The sequence below is a fragment of the uncultured Mycobacterium sp. genome (assembly GCF_964249325.1).
In the GTDB taxonomy this organism is placed as follows: domain Bacteria; phylum Actinomycetota; class Actinomycetes; order Mycobacteriales; family Mycobacteriaceae; genus Mycobacterium.
In genome coordinates this window covers 6,587-24,525 of record NZ_CAXUCH010000049.1, presented here as the reverse complement: position 1 = coordinate 24,525, position 17,939 = coordinate 6,587, and the positions used below count along the sequence as shown (strand labels likewise).

Genomic DNA, 17,939 nt, shown 5'->3' with positions numbered 1-17,939 from the left:
GCCGCGACATCAGCCGGCAGCCCCCGCTGCAGCTCACGCAGATCACGGCCGAGGGTCTCCAAAAGGGGGTGCTTCGCACAGTGCCTGCTGGTGTCCTCGGCGCGCGGCACCGCGCCGTGCAGGCCGGCCAGCGCCTGCCACAGGTCGTCGCTGGGATGCGGCAGCCACAGGTGCAGCTCGTGGTGGGTGGCCAGCGCGTCGAGCAGCTCCACCTCGGTGCACGCCAGCCGGGTGTGCCCGAACAGCGACAGCCGCGCCGGCAACTCCGCCGGGCCCTCCCGCAACCGAGCCAGGGTTTTCCCGTGCCGAATATGTGGGGGATCGGCCGGCACACGTGCCACCAGCGCCCGCCACAATGCCGGCTGCCAGGCCAGATCGGCGTCGAGACCCTCCACGCGGCCGTCCAGCCAGTCGACCAGCAGCTGCGGACGCTGGCGGGCATACGACGCGAACAAGCCGGCCAGCCGCCGCGCCACCGAGTACCGCCGGCCCCGTCGCAGCTCGGCCTCGGTACCGGTGTCGGAGTGCCCCAAGTGTTTTGCCAACGTTCGGCACCACGGCTCGTCCAACGAGCAGTCGACGACCTCCAGCAACGGCCACGTCATCGCCTCCGGTGACCAGGGGTCGTCGTCGACTGTGCCGGTGAGCTCGGCGATCAGTGAGCCCGGGCTGCGAAACGCCACCCCGGCGCATACTCCGTCGCCGCCGCGGGTACAGCCCAGCACGTGGGACAACCGCTGGCTCAGCCATCGCTCCACGCCACGGGCAGGGACCAACACCAGCTCTTCGGCGAACGGATCCGACAGCGGGTTGGCCAGCAACGCGCCGAGCCCGTCGGCCAGTAGATCGGTGCGCTCGGCACGGTGGAGATGAAGCGCCATAGCGGTGCCACGATAGACCGCCGCACCGACATCGATGGCTGGTTCGCGGTGATGTCAGCGCCGCGTGCGACAGTGAGGCCGAGCGCGGTCGAGAGAGGGGGAGCATGACCAGCCAGACAACATCGCCACGGCTGACGCAGTCGTTCGTCGAGGCCCTGCAATACGCAGCGGAGAAGCACGCCACCCAGACCCGCAAGGGCACCGGCACTCCGTATCTCGGGCATCTGTTGTCGGTGGCGGGCCTAGTCATCGAGGCCGACGGCACCGAGACGCAGGCCATCGCCGCGTTGCTGCATGACGCCGCCGAAGACCAGGGGGGTAAAGCGACGCTCGATGAGATTCGGGAGAAGTTCGGCCCCGACGTCGCGTTGATCGTCGCGGAATGCAGCGACACATTCGAGACGCCGAAGCCGCCCTGGCAGGAGCGCAAGGAGAACTACATCCGCTGCCTGCGCGAGGCCTCGGACGAGGCGATTATCGTGTCGCTTGCCGACAAGCTGCACAACGCCCGCGCGATTCTGCGTGACTTCCGCGACCTGGGCGACGAGCTATGGGAGCGGTTCAAGGTTCACGACCCGCAGCAGCACCTGTGGTACTACCGGTCGCTGCTGGATGTCTACAGCGACCGCATCGACAACTGGATGGTCGACGAGCTTCGCGACGTGATCGACACACTGGAGCGGGAGGTCGCCGGCCAACCGGCAATATCATGACGCACGGCTGACCGGCCCGGCGCTGACGAGAGGACGAGATGGAGACCTGGGACGCCATTTGTGCCCGGCGCAACGTGCGACAGTACCGGCCAGAGCCGATATCGGAAGCCGACCTGAACCGCATCGCCGAGGCCGGATGGCGGGCACCGTCGGCGAAAAACCGCCAGCCGTGGGACTTTGTCATCGTCACCGACCGGGGTCAGCTGCAGGATCTCTCCACGGTGTGGCAGGGCGCCGGCCATATCGCCGCGGCCGCGGCCGCTATCGCGCTGGTGATACCCGTACCCCCGAGTGATCGCCGGAAGCTGACAGACCAGTACGACGTCGGTCAGGCGACGATGGCGATGATGCTCGCGGCCACCGACCTCGGGATCGGAACCGGGCATTCCTCTGTGGGAGACCAGGAGCGAGCACGCCAGATTCTGGGCGTGCCCCACGACTATTTGGTGGCGTACCTGCTCGGTATCGGGTATCCCGCCGATCGCCCGCTCGCCCCGATCCGCAAACCGAACCGGCGGCCCTTCGCTGAGGTCGTCCATCACGGACATTGGTGACCTCATGGCGGACACCGCAGCCGCCACGCGCAAGGGCGACTACGGAATCGACGGGGCATTCCACACCCTGTCGGCCCGCGTCCAAGGCGTCTGTGTCGCCCTCGAATCCGGCGCCCTTCTGCTCGGGGCCGGAATCAGTTTCGCCCGCGGTAGACGGGTAGCCGCCGCGCTGGCCGGAACGGCCGGGGTGGGGATGATCGCCAGTGCTGCCGTCTATATGCATGCCACCCGGGTCGGCAAGTTCGACGTGTGGGAGGAGATTCTCGACGAGCTGCGGCTGCAGGGTGATGAAACGTTGCTCGACATGGGGTGCGGACGCGGCGCGGTGTTGCTGGCCGCGGCCAAGCGGCTGCCGCGCGGACACGCGATCGGTATTGACTTGTGGCGCGCCGATCAGACCGACAACTCGCCGTCGGCGACGATGGCCAATGCCGAGCTGGAGAACGTCGCCGATCGCGTCGAGATACGTACGGCCGACATGACCGCGCTGCCATTCGCCGACGAAAGCTTCGACGTTGTCGTGAGCAGCCTTGCCATCCATAACATTCCGAGCCGCGATGGCCGCCGTCTTGCTCTGCTGGAGGCGGTTCGGGTGCTGCGCCCGGGTGGCCGGCTCGCCATCGCGGACTTGTGGGAAACTCGCCAGCACGCCCAGCAGTTGAGCGAACTCGGCTGGCGCGACGTGCGACGGCGCAACCTCGGATGGCGCATGTGGTACGGCGGTCCGTGGGTGGCGACGCGGTTGGTGACCGCGACCAAGCCGGGGTAGGGACAGCGCGGAGGCAAGCCATATAGGTCGGCGCGCAAGCGATATCGCATGCGATATCAAATACGAGCAGCACCTAATGGTCCAGACAGCGACTGCCGAGGCCCCGGTGCGGTGCATGCTGGAGCTATGAACCGAAACGAGATCACCGAAAAGATCGTGCTTGCCCGCGTGCAAAAGGGGCTGACCTGGCAGGAGCTGGCCGACGCCATCAAAAAGCCGGTCACGTGGACCACGTCGGCGCTGCTGGGCCAGCATCCGATTCCGGTTGAGCTAGCCAAGGTGCTCGTCGAGAAGCTGAGCCTAGACGAGTCAGTGGTGCCGGTGCTCGCGGCGACGCCGATGCGCGGCGGGCTACCCACGACGGTACCGACCGACCCGACCATCTACCGCTTCTACGAAGCCCTGCAGGTGTACGGGCTGGCGATCAAGGAACTCATCCACGAGCAATTTGGCGACGGGATCATGAGCGCGATCAACTTCAGCGTCGACCTGCAGAAGAAGCCGCACCCGTCAGGTGATCGTGTCGTGGTGACGTTCGACGGGAAATTCTTGCCGTACGAATGGGTAGCCGCCGAACGTTGATGCACGCCAGCTAGGAAGGCGGCCATGGCGAAGGATCGATCCAGCGACCAGCAACCGAAAGACGTCTCTCCGGCGGCGGCGTCAAATTCATCGGCCTGGTGGGGCCATCGTCGCCCTCATGGATGCCGGAGATTCCGTCCAGCGGGTGTCCGGGGTATCGGCTGCTTGGACGCCGGATCCCAGTCGGTGAGCGTGAGTTCGTTGCCGGCGCGGTGATGACCTCGCTCGCCGTCGGCGTCCCAGTAGCCGTAGTGGAACGGCACAAACAGCACGCCGTCGCGGATGCCGCAGATGCGGGCCGCGCACGTGACCCTGCCCCGGGGGTGCGGCGTCTTGAAGTTGCTGTGCCCGAGCCGTTTTGGTGCGGGTATGGAAGTGATACAGGGTACGCCCGGTGATCAGAGCGAACGGGTAGTCGGAACTGGGTACCTCGTGCGGCGGCAGGTACTGGACCGCCTTGATGATCGCCTCGCCGTAGGCGTTCATGGCCCGGTATTTCGTCGGGCTCCATCGGCGCCCCGGTCACCAGGTCTCTAGTGAACGTTTCGCAGTAATCCGGATGCGCCCAGAACTTCGCGTCGGTGTAGAGCCGTTCGGTGCCGTCGGGATTTTCTGCGTTGCAGGGCCATTGGATTCCGCTGCCGCCGCGCAGCTTGTCGTAGCTCAAGCCGGTGTAGTCGCAGGGCCGGGCGTCGCTGCACTTCTTCCACGCCTCGAACGCCGACTCCGGATCGGTCCACGCCGGCAGCGGCTGGCCGTCCTTGTCGCGGAAGTCCATCCGTCGGGCGTAGTCGAGGAAGATCTCGAGATCGCTACGCGCCGAACCGGGTGGGTCGACGGCTTTTTCGGACAGATGCACGGTGCGGTCGGCCTTGGTGAAGGTGCCCGTCTTCTCGGCCCACGCCGCGGCGGGCAGCACCACGTCGGCCAGCTCAGCGGTCTCGGTCATGAAGATGTCCTGCACCACCAAAAACAGCCGCTCCTGGGACAGGATGTCGCGGATCCGCGCCAGCTCCGGCAGCGACACCGCGGGATTGGTCCCGGTGACCCACAACATCTGCAGCGTGCCTTCTTCGGCGAAGCGGAACATCTGCATGGCGTGCGTCGGCGGCCCGTAATGCGGAATCTGCTGCGGCTCAACGTTCCATACCCGGGCCAGATCGGCGACGTGGTCGTCGTTGGCCCAGTTACGGAAACCGGGCAAGTCCCCGTCTGCGCCGCATTCCCGGGTGTTCTCCGCGGTGGCTGGCCGTTCATCTGCAGCACGCCGCAGCCCGGCTTGCCGAACATGCCCCGGGATCAGGTGGATATTGTTGACTTGAACGCTGGCTGCGGTGGCTTGGTGGGACTGGTAAAAGCCTTGCAGCACAGTCGACAACAACCGCTGCGCGGTGCCGATTATCCGTGCTGCGCGCCGGATGTCGTCGGCGTCGACGCGGCAGATCTCGGCGACCCGCTCCGGCGGGTAGTCTTCGACTCGCTTGCACAGTTCGTCGAAACCTATTGTGTGCGCGTCGATGTAGTCGTGGTCGACCCAGTCGTGGGCGATGATCTCGTGCAGCAGACCGTTCATCAACGCCACATTGGTTCCCGGCAGTGGCGCCAAATGCACCGTTGCTTCTCGGGCCACCGGGGTAAGCCGCGGGTCTACGCACACGATCGCCGGCGGCTGGTCGGCGGCCAGCCGATCCAGCATGCGCGCCCACAGCACCGTCTGGGTTTCGGCCACGTTGTGGCCGACCAACGCAATCACGTCGGCGTGGTCGACGTCGGTGTAGGATCCGGGCTGGCCGTCGCAGGCGAACGACTCCTTGAGCGCCGCAGCAGCCGTGGCCGTGCACAGTCGGGTGTTGCCGTCGAGGTGTTGGTGCCGATCGCGCCGCGGGCAATAACAGTCTGGGTGTAGTACTCCTCTTTGACCACGATGTCCAGGCCGTCCCCGTTGGAGTGCAACACCGCCGCCGACTGCACCCACCGGTCCACCGAGTCCGGGGTGATCCCGTCGGCGAGGTAACAATCGATCCGCTGCGGCCACGTCGTGCCCGGCGCGTACGGGGTGCGCGTCCCCCAGGGTTTCGCGATGCGATCAACTGCCCCCCGCGAGGACGCGTACCCCGACCTGGGCATTCGAAACCTGGTGGGGGTTAGCGCCCGAACTCCGATGCCATGCCGTCGATCCCGGCCCGGATCGCCGTCAGCGCCTCGGCGCGGGTCCGCAACTTGCTTGCGGCATGCGCCTGCTGGCTAAGTGTCGCGAATTCGCGGGCAGCCTCCTCGGCGCGGGAACGCACCACCTCGGGCAGCACGATCTCGTCGAGCCAACCGGCCGCGATCGCGGTCTCCCCGAAGAACGTCTTGGCCAGACCGACCGCCTGCTGATATGCCGACGGCGTCAGCCGGAGCTTCATGATCTCCAGCGCCGGGTACGGCATCGTCATCCCGATCGCGACCTCGTTGGCCTGAATGTTGTACGCCGGTGCGGCGATCCGATGATCGCCGCTGGAGAGCAGGAACGCTCCCATCGCGATCGCGTGCCCGGTACAGGCCATCACCACCGGCTTGGGATACGACAACAGCCGGTGGGCAAGCTCGAAGCCGCCCTTGAGCATGTCAAGTGCCGGCTGCACCTGCCCGGAGGTCAAGATCTTCAGGTCGAACCCGCCGCTGAACACCCGATCGTTGCCGGAGATCACCACCGCGCCGACGTCGTCGCGGTCGGCGTTGTCGAGCGCTTCGTTGAGGGCCTGTTGCATGGCCGGCCCCAGCGCGTTGACCTTGCCGTCGTCCATCTTGATGACCGCAATCGGGTCCGCGTAGCGATAGCTGACCGGGCTGCTCATGCATGGCTCCTTCGATACCGACAGCCCGTCGATTGAATCAGATGCGGCCCGTCGAGCGTCAGACCCGCTGGCCGTGGTGCTTGCCCAATTCGTTTTCCGCCTCGCCCCAGCGCAGGCTGACGTCGGTGGGCTCCTCGAGCTGTCGCGTGCGCCACCGCTCCTGGGTCTCGCGCGCGGCGCGGTTGATGCGCTCGATCTCGCTGCGGAACACGTCGGGGCGTGTTTCCTTGCTCGCGTAGTGGAAGTAAGTCAAAAGGCCGCGCAACAGCTCCAGCTTCTGCTTTTCCCGCTTGGCCAGGTCATGGGTCGTCATCAACTCGATGCGTTGCACCGGCGGCAGGGCATCCCAGTCCAGCACCACATTGGTTTCCAGCGGCTGGCGCGGCCGGCGCCAAAACCTCCAGCCGCGCGGCTGCTCGGGGCGGTCGTAATAGGTCACGGTGCCCGAGAAGCGGGACTCGATCGCCTCGCCCAGCTCGGCGCGATCCAGCGCGGAGTCCCACACCATGCGCCATTCCTGGTCGGGCGCAAGCATCGGCAGTTCGCTGGGCAGCTGCAGCTCGACGACGTCGGCGTAACCGTCGTGGGCGTTCTCGTATTCGGCGACGGTCGGCGGGTTGGTGAACGAAAACCGGATGTCGTAGGCCGCGCTCTTACCGAAGTTGCGTACCACGAGCTCGATGACATGCCAGTCGGCGGCATGCGGTTCCATGAACATCGCGACGTGCGGACGGGTCTGCTCCGCGGTCAGCCGGTTGCGGCGCTGGATCTGGCGGTTGATGTAGACGAGTCCGACCACACCGAGCACCAACGCGGCCCACGCGGCCCACGCCAACCAGGTGCCCCAGCCCGCGCTGATGACGTCGTGCCAGCGGTCCTGGATCCATCCCGTCGAATCCACCCTCCGCTTATATCACAGCAGCGGCTCATGCGCTGACGTGGCCGTAACGGCTCGTTGGATGCATTGCAGCAGGTAAATCCTGTGGGCTAGCCGCCCATCAGCATTCGCCACTTATCCAAATCCGAGGCGCGGTAGACGTAGTTGGAGCGTTTGACCTCCGACAGCGACGCGCTCGGTTCCGCCGAATACCAATGCCCGGGGAAGACCGTCGGATCGCCGGGAAGCTTGGCCAGCTGCTGCAGGCTGCGATACATCTCGTCGGAATCGCCGCCGGGAAAATCGGTGCGTCCGCAGCCTTCCAGGAACAAGGTGTCCCCGGCGACCAGCCGGCCTTCGAGCAGGAAGCACTGACTGCCCGGCGTATGGCCGGGAGTGTGCAGCAGCTCGATCTCGATGTCGCCGACCTGCACCTTGTCGCCGTGAAAGTGCTCGGTCAAGTCGTTTATGCTGATCCCGGTGACACGCGAAACCCACAGCGCCTCATGGGTATTCACGTGTACCGGCACGGTGGTGCGCTCGAGTAGCTCAGCCAGTCCCTTGAGCTGGAAACCCATCATCGTGCCGCCGACATGGTCGGGGTGGTGATGGGTGACCAGCACACCCGACAGATGCATGCCGTCGGCCTCGAGCGCGTCGACGAGGTCAGTGGCGGCGTAGGCCGGGTCGACCACCAGGCAGTCGCCGGTCTGGCGGTCGCCGATCAGGTAGGCGAAGTTGCGCATCTGCATGGCGAACATGTCACCGCGGGCGAAATCGCGGCCAGAGAGCAATTGTCGGAAATACAGCCGGTCCGGATCGGGCACGCCTTCAAGACTATGACTGGGCGGATATCGAAGGCAGCCGCCCCGCTGGGTTTGCCGGCTTAACTGGTTCAGTGTCTGGCTAACTGGGTATCGTTTGGGCATGGCGCTTCGGAAGTATGAGATCCAGATCGATGAGGACCTCATCCACGAGGTAGTACGCCGATACCACGTACACGGCCCGCGGGAAGCCGTCCACCTTGCGTTGCGCACTCTCGTCCGTGGAATGGACGACGAAGACCTTTCGCTGGAAGACGAAGATCCGTTCGGTCTTGGCGCCCTGCATCCGCAGCGGTCCAGCGAGACCCGATGAACTTCGCGGTGGCTTCTCCGTAACGGGCTGACTTTGGCCGATCGGCGCCGGCCGGTGGTTTGGCCGCGCTGCGCGGCAGGCTGTACCCTCTTTTAGGCCCGCAGCACGGTCAGGGCCCGCGCCCCCTTAGCTCAGTCGGCAGAGCGTTTCCATGGTAAGGAAAAGGTCAACGGTTCGATTCCGTTAGGGGGCTCGGCGGACGCCGAGCAGGCTGGCGGCGCGTACCTGAGGCGATGTAGCTCAGTCGGTTAGAGCGAACGACTCATAATCGTTAGGTCGCCGGTTCGAGTCCGGCCATCGCTACAAGACAACAACGGACCTGTGGAAGAGATACGACGTGGCCTCCAGCACCGATATCCGGCCGAAGATCACTTTGGCATGCGAGGTGTGCAAGCACCGCAACTACATCACCAAGAAGAACCGGCGCAACGACCCCGACCGGATGGAATTGAAGAAGTTCTGCCCGAACTGCGGAAAGCACCAGCCGCACCGCGAAACGCGCTAACGCCAACCCTCAAACTGTCAGTCCGCCTGAGCAAGTAGGTTCTAAAGCCGTGCCATTGACCGCAGACATCGTCGGGATGCATTTCCGCTACCCCGACCATTACCAGGTGGAGCGGGAGAAGATCCGCGAGTACGCGGCAGCCGTCAAACACGACGACCCCGCATTCTTCGAGGACAAGGCGGCCGCTGAACTCGGCTATGACGGGTTGCCCGCGCCGCTGACGTTCATCTCGGTATTCGGCTACCAAGCCCAATCGGCGTTCTTCGAGTACGCCAACATCGCCATACACGACGCCCAGATCGTCCAAGTTGACCAAGTGGTGAAGTATTTGAAGCCGATCAAGGCGGGCGACAAGCTGTATTGCGATGTGTACGTCGATTCGGTGCGCAAGGCGCACGGCACCGACATCATCGTCACCAAGAACGTCTGCACCAACGACTCTGGCGAGGCAGTGATGGAGACCTACACGACCTTGGCGGGTCGTGCCGGTGAAGAAGGAGAAGAGGGCTTTTCTGATGGCGCTGCGTGAGTTCAGCTCGGTGAAGGTGGGTGATCAGCTTCCGGAGAAGGTGTACGCGCTGACTCGCCAGGATCTCGTGAACTATGCCGGAGTCTCCGGCGACCTGAACCCGATCCACTGGGACGACGAAATCGCCAAGCACGTGGGTCTGGATACCGCGATCGCGCATGGCATGCTGACCATGGGCATTGGCGGCGGCTATGTCACGTCATGGGTCGGCGACCCGGGTGCGGTGACCGAGTACAACGTGCGGTTCACCGCGGTGGTGCCGGTGCCCAACGACGGCAAGGGCGCTGAGCTCGTGTTCAACGGCCGGGTGAAGTCGGTCGACCCGGAGAGCAAGTCGGTGACGATCGCGTTGACGGCCACCACCGGGGGCAAGAAGATCTTCGGCCGGGCCATCGCGTCGGCAAAGTTGGCGTAGCCGTGAGCGCCATCAAAACCGACATCCGGGGGATGGTCTGGCGGTATCCGGACTATTTCGTCGTGGGCCGCGAGCAAATCCGTGCCTTTGCCAACTCGATCAAGTGCGACGACCCCGCCAGCTACGACGAGGACGCGGCCGCCGAACTCGGTTACGACAACATTGTCGCGCCGCTGACCTTTGCGTCGATCTTCGCCAAACTCGTCCAGAACGACTTTTTCAGGCATGTGGACACTGGCTACGAGACCATGCAGATCGTGCAGGTCGACCAGAAGTTCATCTACCACAAGCCGATCAAGGCCGGCGATAAACTGTGGGCCCGCATGGACATCCATTCGGTGCACGAGCGGTTCGGCGCCGACATCGTCGTCACCAGGAACCTCTGCACCAACGACGGCGGGGAACTGGTCCTGGAGGCCTACACAACGCTGATGGGCCAGCAGGGTGAGGGCTCGGCCATGATCAGGTGGGACCGGGAATCCGGCCAGGTCATCCGGATCGCGTGATTAGTACCTGACACCTGCTCCGATGTACACTCACACCTCGGGGTTTGCCCATCACCAGCGCGCTGTCCGGTTCTAAAACGGGTGGCGCGCGCGCTATGCGCGCCGACGACGATGCTTAAGCGATGCGATGCTGAGGAGTGGCGCTGATGTTGAGCCCCGCAGCAGCGCAGGTTGGCCGACAACCGCAAAGGGGCGTAGCTCAACTGGCAGAGCAGCGGTCTCCAAAACCGCAGGTTGCAGGTTCAAGTCCTGTCGCCCCTGCTGGATCCGTGTCATGGTGGACACTGGAGGGTGACCATAGGGCAGACCGACGAGGCGAACAAAGGAGCAGGCGGTGAGCGACGAGCGCGTCGATGCCGACGCCGGCACCGACACTGAGGAAGGCCGCGGCGGCCGGACGGCCGTGGTGACGCGGCCAGCGCGGCCCACCGGCAAGCGGTCGCGGGCGCGCGCGGAGGCTTCCCAGGCTGTCGAGCTCGGCAGGGACGGCACCGACACCAAGGTCAAGACCGCCAAGAAGGCGGCGGGCCCGTCGCGCAACCCGTTCGCGTTCGTATTCACCTACCTCAAGCAGGTCGTTGCCGAGCTGCGCAAGGTGATCTGGCCGAACCGCAAGCAGATGATGACCTACACATCGGTGGTGCTGGCTTTTTTGGCGTTCATGGTGGCGCTGATTGGGCTGGCGGACTTCGGCCTGGCCAAGCTGGTGCTGCTGGTGTTCGGCTAGGGCCGCAGAAAGTTATGAGAGAGGACGAAGAACCGTGACTACCTTCGACGGCGATATGCCCTCGGGTGAAGCGGTCGACCTGCAGACAGCCGAGGCGGAGGTCAACCCGGACTCCGTGGCTGACGACGTAGGTGTAACCGAGCCGGACGTGGCCGAGCCGGGCGCCGGTGAGCCCGTTGCCGGTGAGCCTGCTGCAACCGAACCGGAGGCCGGTGAGCCGGCCGAAGAGCTCGACCCTGCCGAAGCGCTCAAGGCGGAGCTACGCAGCAAGCCGGGCCAGTGGTATGTCATCCACTCCTACGCGGGCTACGAGAACAAGGTGAAAGCCAACCTCGAGACGCGCGTGCAAAACCTCGACGTCGGCGACTACATCTTCCAGGTGGAGGTGCCCACCGAAGAGGTCACCGAGATCAAGAACGGTCAGCGCAAGCAGGTCAACCGCAAGGTGTTGCCGGGCTACATCTTGGTGCGCATGGACCTGACCGACGACTCGTGGTCCGCGGTGCGCAACACGCCCGGCGTGACCGGGTTCGTCGGCGCGACCTCGCGTCCGTCGCCGCTTTCGCTCGACGACGTCGTGAAATTCCTGCTGCCGCAGAAGGCGGCGAAGAAGCCGGCCAAGGGCGCCGCGGGCACCCCTGCCGCGGCCAGCGAGGGTGGGCTGGAGCGCCCGGTCATCGAGGTCGACTACGAGGTCGGCGAGTCCGTCACGGTCATGGACGGGCCGTTTGCCACGCTGCCCGCCACAATCAGCGAGGTCAACGCCGAACAGCAGAAACTCAAGGTGCTGGTGTCCATCTTCGGCCGCGAGACACCGGTGGAACTGACCTTTACTCAGGTCTCCAAGCTCTAGAACCGGAAAGGAACACATGGCCCCGAAGAAGAAGAAGGTCGTCGGGCTGATCAAACTGCAGATTGAGGCGGGGCAGGCCAACCCTGCGCCGCCGGTCGGCCCTGCGCTCGGCCAGCACGGCGTCAACATCATGGAGTTCTGCAAGGCCTACAACGCTGCGACGGAAAACCAGCGCGGCAACGTGATCCCGGTGGAGATCACCGTCTACGAGGACCGCAGCTTCACGTTTGCGCTCAAGACGCCGCCGGCTGCCAAGCTGTTGCTCAAGGCCGCCGGCGTGCAGAAGGGCTCCGCCGAGCCGCATCGAAACAAGGTGGCCAAGGTCAGCTGGGGCCAGGTGCGCGAGATCGCCGAGACGAAGAAGGCCGATCTCAACGCCAACGACATCGACGCGGGGGCCAAGATCATCGCCGGCACTGCCCGGTCGATGGGTATCACCGTCGAATAGTCTGCAAGCCGTGGGAGGGCCAGCTGCGGCCCGCATCGTGACCACAACCATTGATCGGATGGAATCGAATGAGCAAGAAAAGCAAGGCATATCGCGCGGCCGCCGAGAAGGTGGACCGCACCCGGGTCTACACCCCGCTGGAAGCGGCCAAGCTGGCCAAGGAAACGTCGTCGAAGAACCAGGACGCGACGGTCGAGGTGGCCATCCGCCTTGGGGTTGACCCGCGCAAGGCCGACCAGATGGTGCGCGGCACGGTCAACCTGCCGCACGGCACCGGTAAGACCGCGCGAGTCGCGGTGTTCGCCGTGGGAGAGAAGGCCGCCGAGGCCGAGGCGGCCGGCGCGGACGTGGTCGGCAGCGACGACCTGATCGAGAAGATCCAGGGCGGGTTTTTGGACTTCGACGCCGCGATCGCCACGCCCGATCAGATGGCCAAGGTTGGGCGTATTGCTCGGATTCTGGGTCCGCGCGGCCTGATGCCGAACCCGAAGACCGGCACCGTCACCAACGACGTCGCCAAGGCCGTGTCCGACATCAAGGGCGGCAAGATCAACTTCCGGGTCGACAAGCAGGCCAACCTGCACCTGATCATCGGCAAGGCCTCGTTCGACGAGAAGCGGCTGGCGGAAAACTACGGCGCGGCAATCGACGAGGTGCTGCGGGTCAAGCCGTCGACGTCAAAGGGCCGCTATCTGAAGAAGGTTACGATCTCGACGACCACGGGCCCCGGCATTCCGGTCGACCCGACCATTACCCGCAACTTCGCTGAGGTTTAACCCGCGCGAGCAGACGCAAAAGCCCCTTCTTTCTCGGCGTGTCGGGGGCTTTTGCGTCTGGTCGGCACAGAAAGCTACCCCCCGCATTCGGCGATGCGGCGGCGTAGGAACTCGCGACTTGCCTCTGAGCCGTTGGCGTCCAAGGCTTTTCGGTACCAGGTGAGCGCTTCTGCAGGCCGGCCCGCGCGACGCAGCAGGTCGGCTCGGATCGGCGGCACCATCCGGGCCACCCGCGGATCATGCGCGACCTCCTCCAGCGCAGCCAGCCCGGCCTCTGGGCCATCCCGCAACCCGACCGCCAGGGCGCGGTTGGCCCGCACCACCGGAGAGTTGGCCCCCAGCAGCAGCCGGTCGTAACCCGCGCAGATGGCCTGCCAGTCGGTCTCTTCCCACGACGGGGCCGTCGCGTGCAGGGCGGCGATCACGGCCTGGGGAAGATATGGGCCGGTCGATCCTTCGGCCAGTCGCAGTCGGTCCAGGCCGCGGGCGATGCGCGCGCGATCCCAGCGGCGGCGGTCCTGCTCCTCCAGCGGCACCAACGCCCCGTTAGCGTCCACTCGGGTCGCTCGCCGCGAATCATGAAGCAGCACAAGGGCCGCCAGCGCATGCGCGTCGCGTTCGGCAGGCATCAGCGCGCACAGCTCTCCTGCCAGCCGGACACCCTCGTCGCAGAGTTCGTCTCGGATCGCCGAGGGCCCCGCCGTCGACCAGTAACCCTCGGTGAAAACCGAGTAGATACAGCTGAGCACATGCGGGGTCCGCTCGGGTAGCAACTCGGCCGGCGGCACCCGCAGCGGGATGTTGGCGTGCCGAACCTTGTTCTTGGCGCGGGTGATTCGCTGAGCAACTGCGGCCTCGGTCTGCAGCAGCGCACGGGCGATCTCGGCGACGGTCAGGCCGGACACCAGCCGCAGCGTCAGCGCCAGCTGCGATGCTCGGTCCAGCGCCGGATGCGCGCAGGTGAACATCATCCGCAGCTCGTCATCACGCACCGGATGCGGATCGGTGTGCTCAGTGCGTGCCCGGATCTCGTCCACCACCGCTGCCAATTCCTTTCCGGGGCGCACCGATTCACGGCGCAACCGGTCGCGGGCGCGATTGCGGGCAACCGTCACCAGCCAGCCGCCGGGATGCTCGGGCACACCGTCGCGCGGCCATGCCCGCAGCGCCTCGGCGCAAGCTTCCTGGACAGCGTCTTCGGCAACGGTGAGATCGCCGGACCAGCGGGCGAGCGTGGCCACGGCCGGACCCCATTCGCGCCGAAAGACGCTGTCCAGGTCAGCCATGCGGTTTACAGACCGGAGACTCCCGCCAACTGGCGTAACTCCACAGCGCCAGCCGGGATCTGCGACGCGAGCTTGACGGCCTCGTCACGGTCGGCGGCAGACAGCAGGTAGAAGCCGGTCGCGATCTCGGCGCTTTCCGGGTATGGCCCGTCGGTCAACAGCACCTCGCCGTCGCGGACACGAACCGTGGTCGCCGTCGACGGCTCGTGCAGCGCGGCGCCGCCCACAATGTGGTCGCCCACGCCAGCAGCGAATTCGCCGTGCCTGGCGGCTTCGGCCTGCCACTCCGGCGAGCCGGGGATATTGACGGCTGCCGGTGGTTCCAGCAGCAGCGCCAGCCACTGCCCACCGCCGGAGCGCGACCAATCGGGATCGACAGTGTGGTAAGTCGGTCGTACTTCGACCGCGCCGTACTGGGCAACCGGGACGTCGCGCGCGAACGCCAAGGCCTCGTCGAGGTTTTCGGCCTCGAACACGTAGTAACCGCAAGCCACCTCTGCGGTCTCGGCGAACGGGCTGTCGGTGATAGTCGGTGCTTCCGGACCACCAGTGATCCGGGTGCCCGCCATTTGCGGCAACAGCGCATCACCAGCCCGGATTGCCGACCCGGCTTTGGCGTGGAAGCTCTCGAATGCCGCCATCACCGAGCCCCGCTCTTCGGGCGTGTGGTCCTGCTCCTTGCTGATCAACAGGGCGAAGTACTGCATCGTGGTCACCTCCGGTAGTGAGCGGAACCCGCTGTTCCACTCTCTACCTGTCCGACGAACGACGCAGCCCTAATCCGACAGCAGCGTGCGAAAAAGTTACGCCACCGCGCCGGGCTTGAGGTAGGTGACCAGGCTGCAGTCGAGGGCCTCGTCTGCGAAGTAGTCGCGGCAACCGCGCAGGTACTTCATGTACCGGTTGTAGACCTCTTCCGAGGTGATCTCAAAGGCCTTGTCCCGGTTGGCTTCCAGCGCATCACCCCAAATTGTGAGGGTCTTGACGTAGTGCGGCCGCAGCGAAAGCGGTTCGGGCACAATGAAACCGGCCTTCTGGCCGTGCTCGACCATCATCTGGGTGGTCGGGATACGCCCGCCCGGAAAGATCTCGGTGATGATGAACTTGATGAATCGCGCCGTTTCGAAGGTGATCTTCTTGCCCCGCGCGTGCAGGTCATAGGGGTGATAGCCGACGCTGCTCTGCACGGTCATCCGCCCGTCCTCGGGCATGATGTTGAAACACCTCTTGAAGTAGTCGTCGTAATTCTCGAAGCCGAAGTGCTCGAAGGCCTCGATGGACACGATCCGGTCGACGGGTTCCTGGAAATCTTCCCAGCCCTGCAGCAGCACCCGATGCGAGCGCTTGGTGTCAATCTCGCCCAGCAGCCGCAGTGAGTGGTCGCGCTGGTTCTTCGACAGGGTCAGCCCGATGACGTTGACGTCGTATTTTTCGATGGCCCGCTTCATCGTCGTGCCCCAGCCGCATCCGACGTCGAGCAGCGTCATCCCCGGCTTGAGGTCCAGCTTGTCCAGGTTCAGGTCGACCTTGGCGATCTGGGCCTCTTCCAGCGTCATGTCGTCACGCTCGAAGTAGGCGCAGCTGTAGGTGCGGGTCGAGTCCTGGAAGAGGCCGAAAAAGTCGTCGGACAGGTCGTAGTGGGCTTGGATGTCTTCGGGGCGCGTCCGCGTGTTCGTGGTGCCAGTCGGCTGCTCAGACATGGTCGTCTTGTTCTCCTGGTCGATGTTCAGTGGCTGATGCACGCACGAAACGTCGGGCAGTGACGTGCAACCATACCTGACGTCGGCATTCCCACCGGGAAAGCTGAAACCTTGTGAATCACTTTTCCAGCGTGAATTGGTTGACGTCGATATAGCCGGTCCGGAAACCGTTCGCGCACCCGGTCAAGTACTTCATATACCGCTCGTAGACCTCTTCGGACTGAATCGCGATGGCCTCGTCCTTGTGCGACTCCAGCGCTGCGGCCCAGTGCTCGAGGGTCTTGACGTAGTGCGGCTGCAGCGACTGGCGACGTGTCAGCTTGAAACCGGCTTTAGCCGAGCGCTCCTCGACCATTTCTATCGAGGGCAGCCGGCCGCCCGGAAAGATCTCGGTCACAATGAATTTGATGAACCGGGCCATGTCGAAAGTCAGTGGGATGCCGCGCTCGATGCACTGAGGTCCGGTCAGCCCGGTGATGGTGTGCAGCAACATCACGCCGTCGTCGGGCAGCACATCGTGGGCCATTGTGAAGAAGTCGTCGTAGCGGTCGTGGCCGAAATGCTCGAACGCGCCGATCGAAACGATCCGGTCGACGGGCTCGTCGAACTGCTCCCAGCCCTCCAGCAGCACCCGCCGGGAGCGGGGAGTGTCTACCTGGTCGAACATCTTCTGGACATGGGCGGCTTGGTTCTTGCTCAGCGTCAAGCCGATGACGTTGACGTCGTACTTCTCGATGGCCCGGCGCATCGTGGCACCCCAGCCGCAGCCGACGTCCAGCAGCGTCATACCGGGCTGCAGACCCAGCTTGCCCAGCGCAAGGTAGATCTTGGCGATCTGGGCTTCCTCCAGCGTCATGTCGTCACGCTCGAAGTATGCGCAGCTGTAGGTGCGGGTCGGGTCGAGGAAGAGCGCGAAGAACTCGTCGGACAGGTCGTAGTGGGCCTGAACGTCCTCGAAGTGCGGGGTCAGCTTTTCTGCCATGACAGTGGTGCGCCTTTCTGGGCCTTCGCGGCATTCACCGGTGTGGCTAGGGCGTCGGCGACTGTAGCCGAACCGGCCTCCCATTGCGTGCTCGAGGCATGCTAACCGACCTAGGCGGCCCTGGCGAAATTGCTCTTGAGCTCGCCGATCACCCGATCCCACAGCTGTTCGGGCAGCTCATGGCCCATGCCGTCGAACAACACCAGCCGGGCCCCTCTGATCGCGCGAGCCACCGCGCGCCCGCCCGAGGGCCGCATCAGCTTGTCGGCCTTGCCGTGGATGACGACCGTCGGCACGGTGATCCGCCGGTCATAGCGGACCAGGCTGCCGCTGGCCAGTACGGCACCGAAATGTCGTGGTACGCCCCACGGGTAAAAGCTGCGTTCGTAGCCCTCGATCGCCTCCGCGCGGATGCGTTCCTCCGGCGCCGGGTAAGCCGGGCTGCCGATGATGCGGGTTACCCGCATCGCGTTGGCGACGATCACCTCCCGCGGCGAGCTGGGCGGCGGCGCCTTGAGCACGGCCATCAAGGCGCGCGGCGCCGGCGGCGGCAGAAAGCGCCGGTTGTTGCTGGAGAAGATCACCGCCAGCGATCGCGTCCGCTCGGGGAAGCGCGCCGCGAAGATCTGCGCGATCATCCCGCCCATCGACGCGCCGACGATGTGCGCGTGCTCGATGCCGAGGTGGTCGAGCACCGCGGCGGCGTCGTCGGACATGTCCTCCAGCGTGTAGACGGACTTGGCGGGCAGCCCGAGCCAGAACTTGACCATCTGAACGATTCGGGATCCACTGGCTTTCTGCCGATCGAACTTGCTGGACAGGCCGACGTCGCGGTTGTCGTAGCGGATGACCCTCAGCC

General features: G+C 65.1%; 23 protein-coding genes, 3 tRNA genes and 2 pseudogenes (1 of these 28 cut by a window edge). 16 read left to right on the top strand and 12 right to left on the bottom strand.

Annotated features, from left to right (window positions below; genetic code table 11):
* Positions 1-881: exodeoxyribonuclease V subunit gamma (locus ACFE99_RS09060; RefSeq protein WP_375484444.1), on the bottom strand; the 881-nt coding region annotated here is incomplete at its 3' end.
* Positions 882-985: 104 nt separating this feature from the next.
* Between ACFE99_RS09060 and ACFE99_RS09055 the strand changes: the two genes are divergently transcribed.
* The 4 genes from ACFE99_RS09055 to cynS all read left to right on the top strand — a co-directional run bounded on the left by ACFE99_RS09055 (position 986) and on the right by cynS (position 3,499).
* A complete protein-coding gene (locus ACFE99_RS09055; RefSeq protein ID WP_375484442.1) occupies positions 986-1,594 on the top strand; it encodes an HD domain-containing protein in 609 nt (202 codons plus the stop codon).
* A gap of 38 nt (positions 1,595-1,632) precedes the next feature.
* Positions 1,633-2,148, top strand: a complete 516-nt coding sequence (locus ACFE99_RS09050) for a nitroreductase family protein (RefSeq protein WP_375484440.1) — start codon at positions 1,633-1,635, stop codon at positions 2,146-2,148.
* A 4-nt stretch (positions 2,149-2,152) separates the two neighbouring features.
* Positions 2,153-2,917, top strand: coding sequence for a class I SAM-dependent methyltransferase (locus tag ACFE99_RS09045; protein ID WP_375484438.1), 765 nt, complete (start codon positions 2,153-2,155; stop codon positions 2,915-2,917).
* A 126-nt stretch (positions 2,918-3,043) separates the two neighbouring features.
* Positions 3,044-3,499 carry a cyanase gene (gene cynS, locus ACFE99_RS09040; protein ID WP_375484436.1) on the top strand — a complete coding sequence of 152 codons (456 nt, stop codon included), beginning with the start codon at positions 3,044-3,046 and terminating at the stop codon, positions 3,497-3,499.
* Positions 3,500-3,615: 116 nt separating this feature from the next.
* Here the strand turns inward: cynS and ACFE99_RS09035 are convergent, their stop codons facing one another.
* The 6 genes and pseudogenes from ACFE99_RS09035 to ACFE99_RS09010 all read right to left on the bottom strand — a co-directional run bounded on the left by ACFE99_RS09035 (position 3,616) and on the right by ACFE99_RS09010 (position 7,977).
* Positions 3,616-3,762 carry a hypothetical protein gene (locus ACFE99_RS09035; RefSeq protein ID WP_375484450.1) on the bottom strand — a complete coding sequence of 49 codons (147 nt, stop codon included), beginning with the start codon at positions 3,760-3,762 and terminating at the stop codon, positions 3,616-3,618.
* Positions 3,763-4,352: 590 nt separating this feature from the next.
* A pseudogene (locus ACFE99_RS09030) lies at positions 4,353-5,342 on the bottom strand (molybdopterin-dependent oxidoreductase); the annotation flags it as partial.
* Positions 5,249-5,626 (bottom strand): hypothetical protein, encoded by a 378-nt coding sequence (locus tag ACFE99_RS09025; protein ID WP_375484452.1) that lies wholly within the window; start codon positions 5,624-5,626, stop codon positions 5,249-5,251. The pseudogene ACFE99_RS09030 and the gene ACFE99_RS09025, both read right to left, overlap by 94 nt.
* A 17-nt stretch (positions 5,627-5,643) precedes the next feature.
* Positions 5,644-6,339, bottom strand: a complete 696-nt coding sequence (locus ACFE99_RS09020; protein ID WP_375484434.1) for a crotonase/enoyl-CoA hydratase family protein — start codon at positions 6,337-6,339, stop codon at positions 5,644-5,646.
* Between the two features lie 58 nt (positions 6,340-6,397).
* On the bottom strand, positions 6,398-7,240 hold the full coding sequence (locus tag ACFE99_RS09015) for a hypothetical protein (protein ID WP_375484432.1): 843 nt from the start codon (positions 7,238-7,240) through the stop codon (positions 6,398-6,400).
* Positions 7,241-7,326: 86 nt separating this feature from the next.
* Positions 7,327-7,977 carry an MBL fold metallo-hydrolase gene (locus ACFE99_RS09010; RefSeq protein WP_375484448.1) on the bottom strand — a complete coding sequence of 217 codons (651 nt, stop codon included), beginning with the start codon at positions 7,975-7,977 and terminating at the stop codon, positions 7,327-7,329.
* Positions 7,978-8,143: 166 nt separating this feature from the next.
* On the opposite strand from ACFE99_RS09010, the gene ACFE99_RS09005 reads away from it, so the two are divergent.
* From ACFE99_RS09005 to rplA, 12 genes are all read left to right on the top strand, one after another.
* Positions 8,144-8,353: a type II toxin-antitoxin system VapB family antitoxin gene (locus ACFE99_RS09005; protein WP_375484430.1), complete on the top strand. Its 210-nt coding sequence runs from the start codon at positions 8,144-8,146 to the stop codon at positions 8,351-8,353.
* A gap of 120 nt (positions 8,354-8,473) precedes the next feature.
* A tRNA-Thr gene (locus ACFE99_RS09000) sits at positions 8,474-8,546 on the top strand.
* Positions 8,547-8,582: 36 nt separating this feature from the next.
* Positions 8,583-8,656 (top strand) — tRNA-Met (locus ACFE99_RS08995).
* Between the two features lie 34 nt (positions 8,657-8,690).
* Positions 8,691-8,858: a 50S ribosomal protein L33 gene (gene rpmG / locus ACFE99_RS08990; protein WP_083088314.1), complete on the top strand. Its 168-nt coding sequence runs from the start codon at positions 8,691-8,693 to the stop codon at positions 8,856-8,858.
* A 49-nt stretch (positions 8,859-8,907) separates the two neighbouring features.
* Positions 8,908-9,387 carry a (3R)-hydroxyacyl-ACP dehydratase subunit HadA gene (gene hadA, locus ACFE99_RS08985; protein WP_375484428.1) on the top strand — a complete coding sequence of 160 codons (480 nt, stop codon included), beginning with the start codon at positions 8,908-8,910 and terminating at the stop codon, positions 9,385-9,387.
* Positions 9,374-9,802 carry a (3R)-hydroxyacyl-ACP dehydratase subunit HadB gene (hadB, locus tag ACFE99_RS08980; protein WP_324970068.1) on the top strand — a complete coding sequence of 143 codons (429 nt, stop codon included), beginning with the start codon at positions 9,374-9,376 and terminating at the stop codon, positions 9,800-9,802. The genes hadA and hadB overlap by 14 nt, the downstream gene beginning before the upstream one ends.
* A gap of 2 nt (positions 9,803-9,804) precedes the next feature.
* Entirely contained in the window at positions 9,805-10,308 is a 504-nt protein-coding gene (gene hadC / locus ACFE99_RS08975) for a (3R)-hydroxyacyl-ACP dehydratase subunit HadC (RefSeq protein WP_375484425.1), read from the top strand.
* Between the two features lie 188 nt (positions 10,309-10,496).
* Positions 10,497-10,569: transfer RNA gene (locus ACFE99_RS08970), tRNA-Trp, on the top strand.
* Positions 10,570-10,642: 73 nt separating this feature from the next.
* Positions 10,643-11,035 (top strand): preprotein translocase subunit SecE, encoded by a 393-nt coding sequence (gene secE, locus ACFE99_RS08965; protein WP_375484423.1) that lies wholly within the window; start codon positions 10,643-10,645, stop codon positions 11,033-11,035.
* A gap of 34 nt (positions 11,036-11,069) precedes the next feature.
* On the top strand, positions 11,070-11,888 hold the full coding sequence (nusG, locus tag ACFE99_RS08960) for a transcription termination/antitermination protein NusG (protein WP_375484421.1): 819 nt from the start codon (positions 11,070-11,072) through the stop codon (positions 11,886-11,888).
* Between the two features lie 16 nt (positions 11,889-11,904).
* Positions 11,905-12,336 (top strand): 50S ribosomal protein L11, encoded by a 432-nt coding sequence (rplK, locus tag ACFE99_RS08955; RefSeq protein WP_375484419.1) that lies wholly within the window; start codon positions 11,905-11,907, stop codon positions 12,334-12,336.
* A gap of 68 nt (positions 12,337-12,404) precedes the next feature.
* On the top strand, positions 12,405-13,112 hold the full coding sequence (rplA, locus tag ACFE99_RS08950; protein ID WP_375484417.1) for a 50S ribosomal protein L1: 708 nt from the start codon (positions 12,405-12,407) through the stop codon (positions 13,110-13,112).
* 74 nt (positions 13,113-13,186) lie between these two features.
* Here rplA and ACFE99_RS08945 read toward each other — a convergent pair whose 3' ends face one another.
* The 5 genes and pseudogenes from ACFE99_RS08945 to ACFE99_RS08925 all read right to left on the bottom strand — a co-directional run.
* Positions 13,187-14,398, bottom strand: coding sequence for an RNA polymerase sigma factor (locus tag ACFE99_RS08945; RefSeq protein WP_375484415.1), 1,212 nt, complete (start codon positions 14,396-14,398; stop codon positions 13,187-13,189).
* Positions 14,399-14,403: 5 nt separating this feature from the next.
* Positions 14,404-15,105, bottom strand: coding sequence for a YciI family protein (locus tag ACFE99_RS08940; RefSeq protein WP_375484413.1), 702 nt, complete (start codon positions 15,103-15,105; stop codon positions 14,404-14,406).
* 96 nt (positions 15,106-15,201) lie between these two features.
* Positions 15,202-16,098 (bottom strand): cyclopropane mycolic acid synthase family methyltransferase, encoded by an 897-nt coding sequence (locus ACFE99_RS08935; protein WP_375484446.1) that lies wholly within the window; start codon positions 16,096-16,098, stop codon positions 15,202-15,204.
* A 118-nt stretch (positions 16,099-16,216) separates the two neighbouring features.
* The gene (gene mmaA2 / locus ACFE99_RS08930; protein ID WP_375484411.1) at positions 16,217-17,080 is read right to left on the bottom strand and encodes a cyclopropane mycolic acid synthase MmaA2; all 864 of its coding nucleotides are present in this window, start codon (positions 17,078-17,080) and stop codon (positions 16,217-16,219) included.
* A gap of 110 nt (positions 17,081-17,190) precedes the next feature.
* Positions 17,191-17,939: pseudogene (locus ACFE99_RS08925) on the bottom strand (alpha/beta fold hydrolase) (it continues 169 nt past the right edge of the window).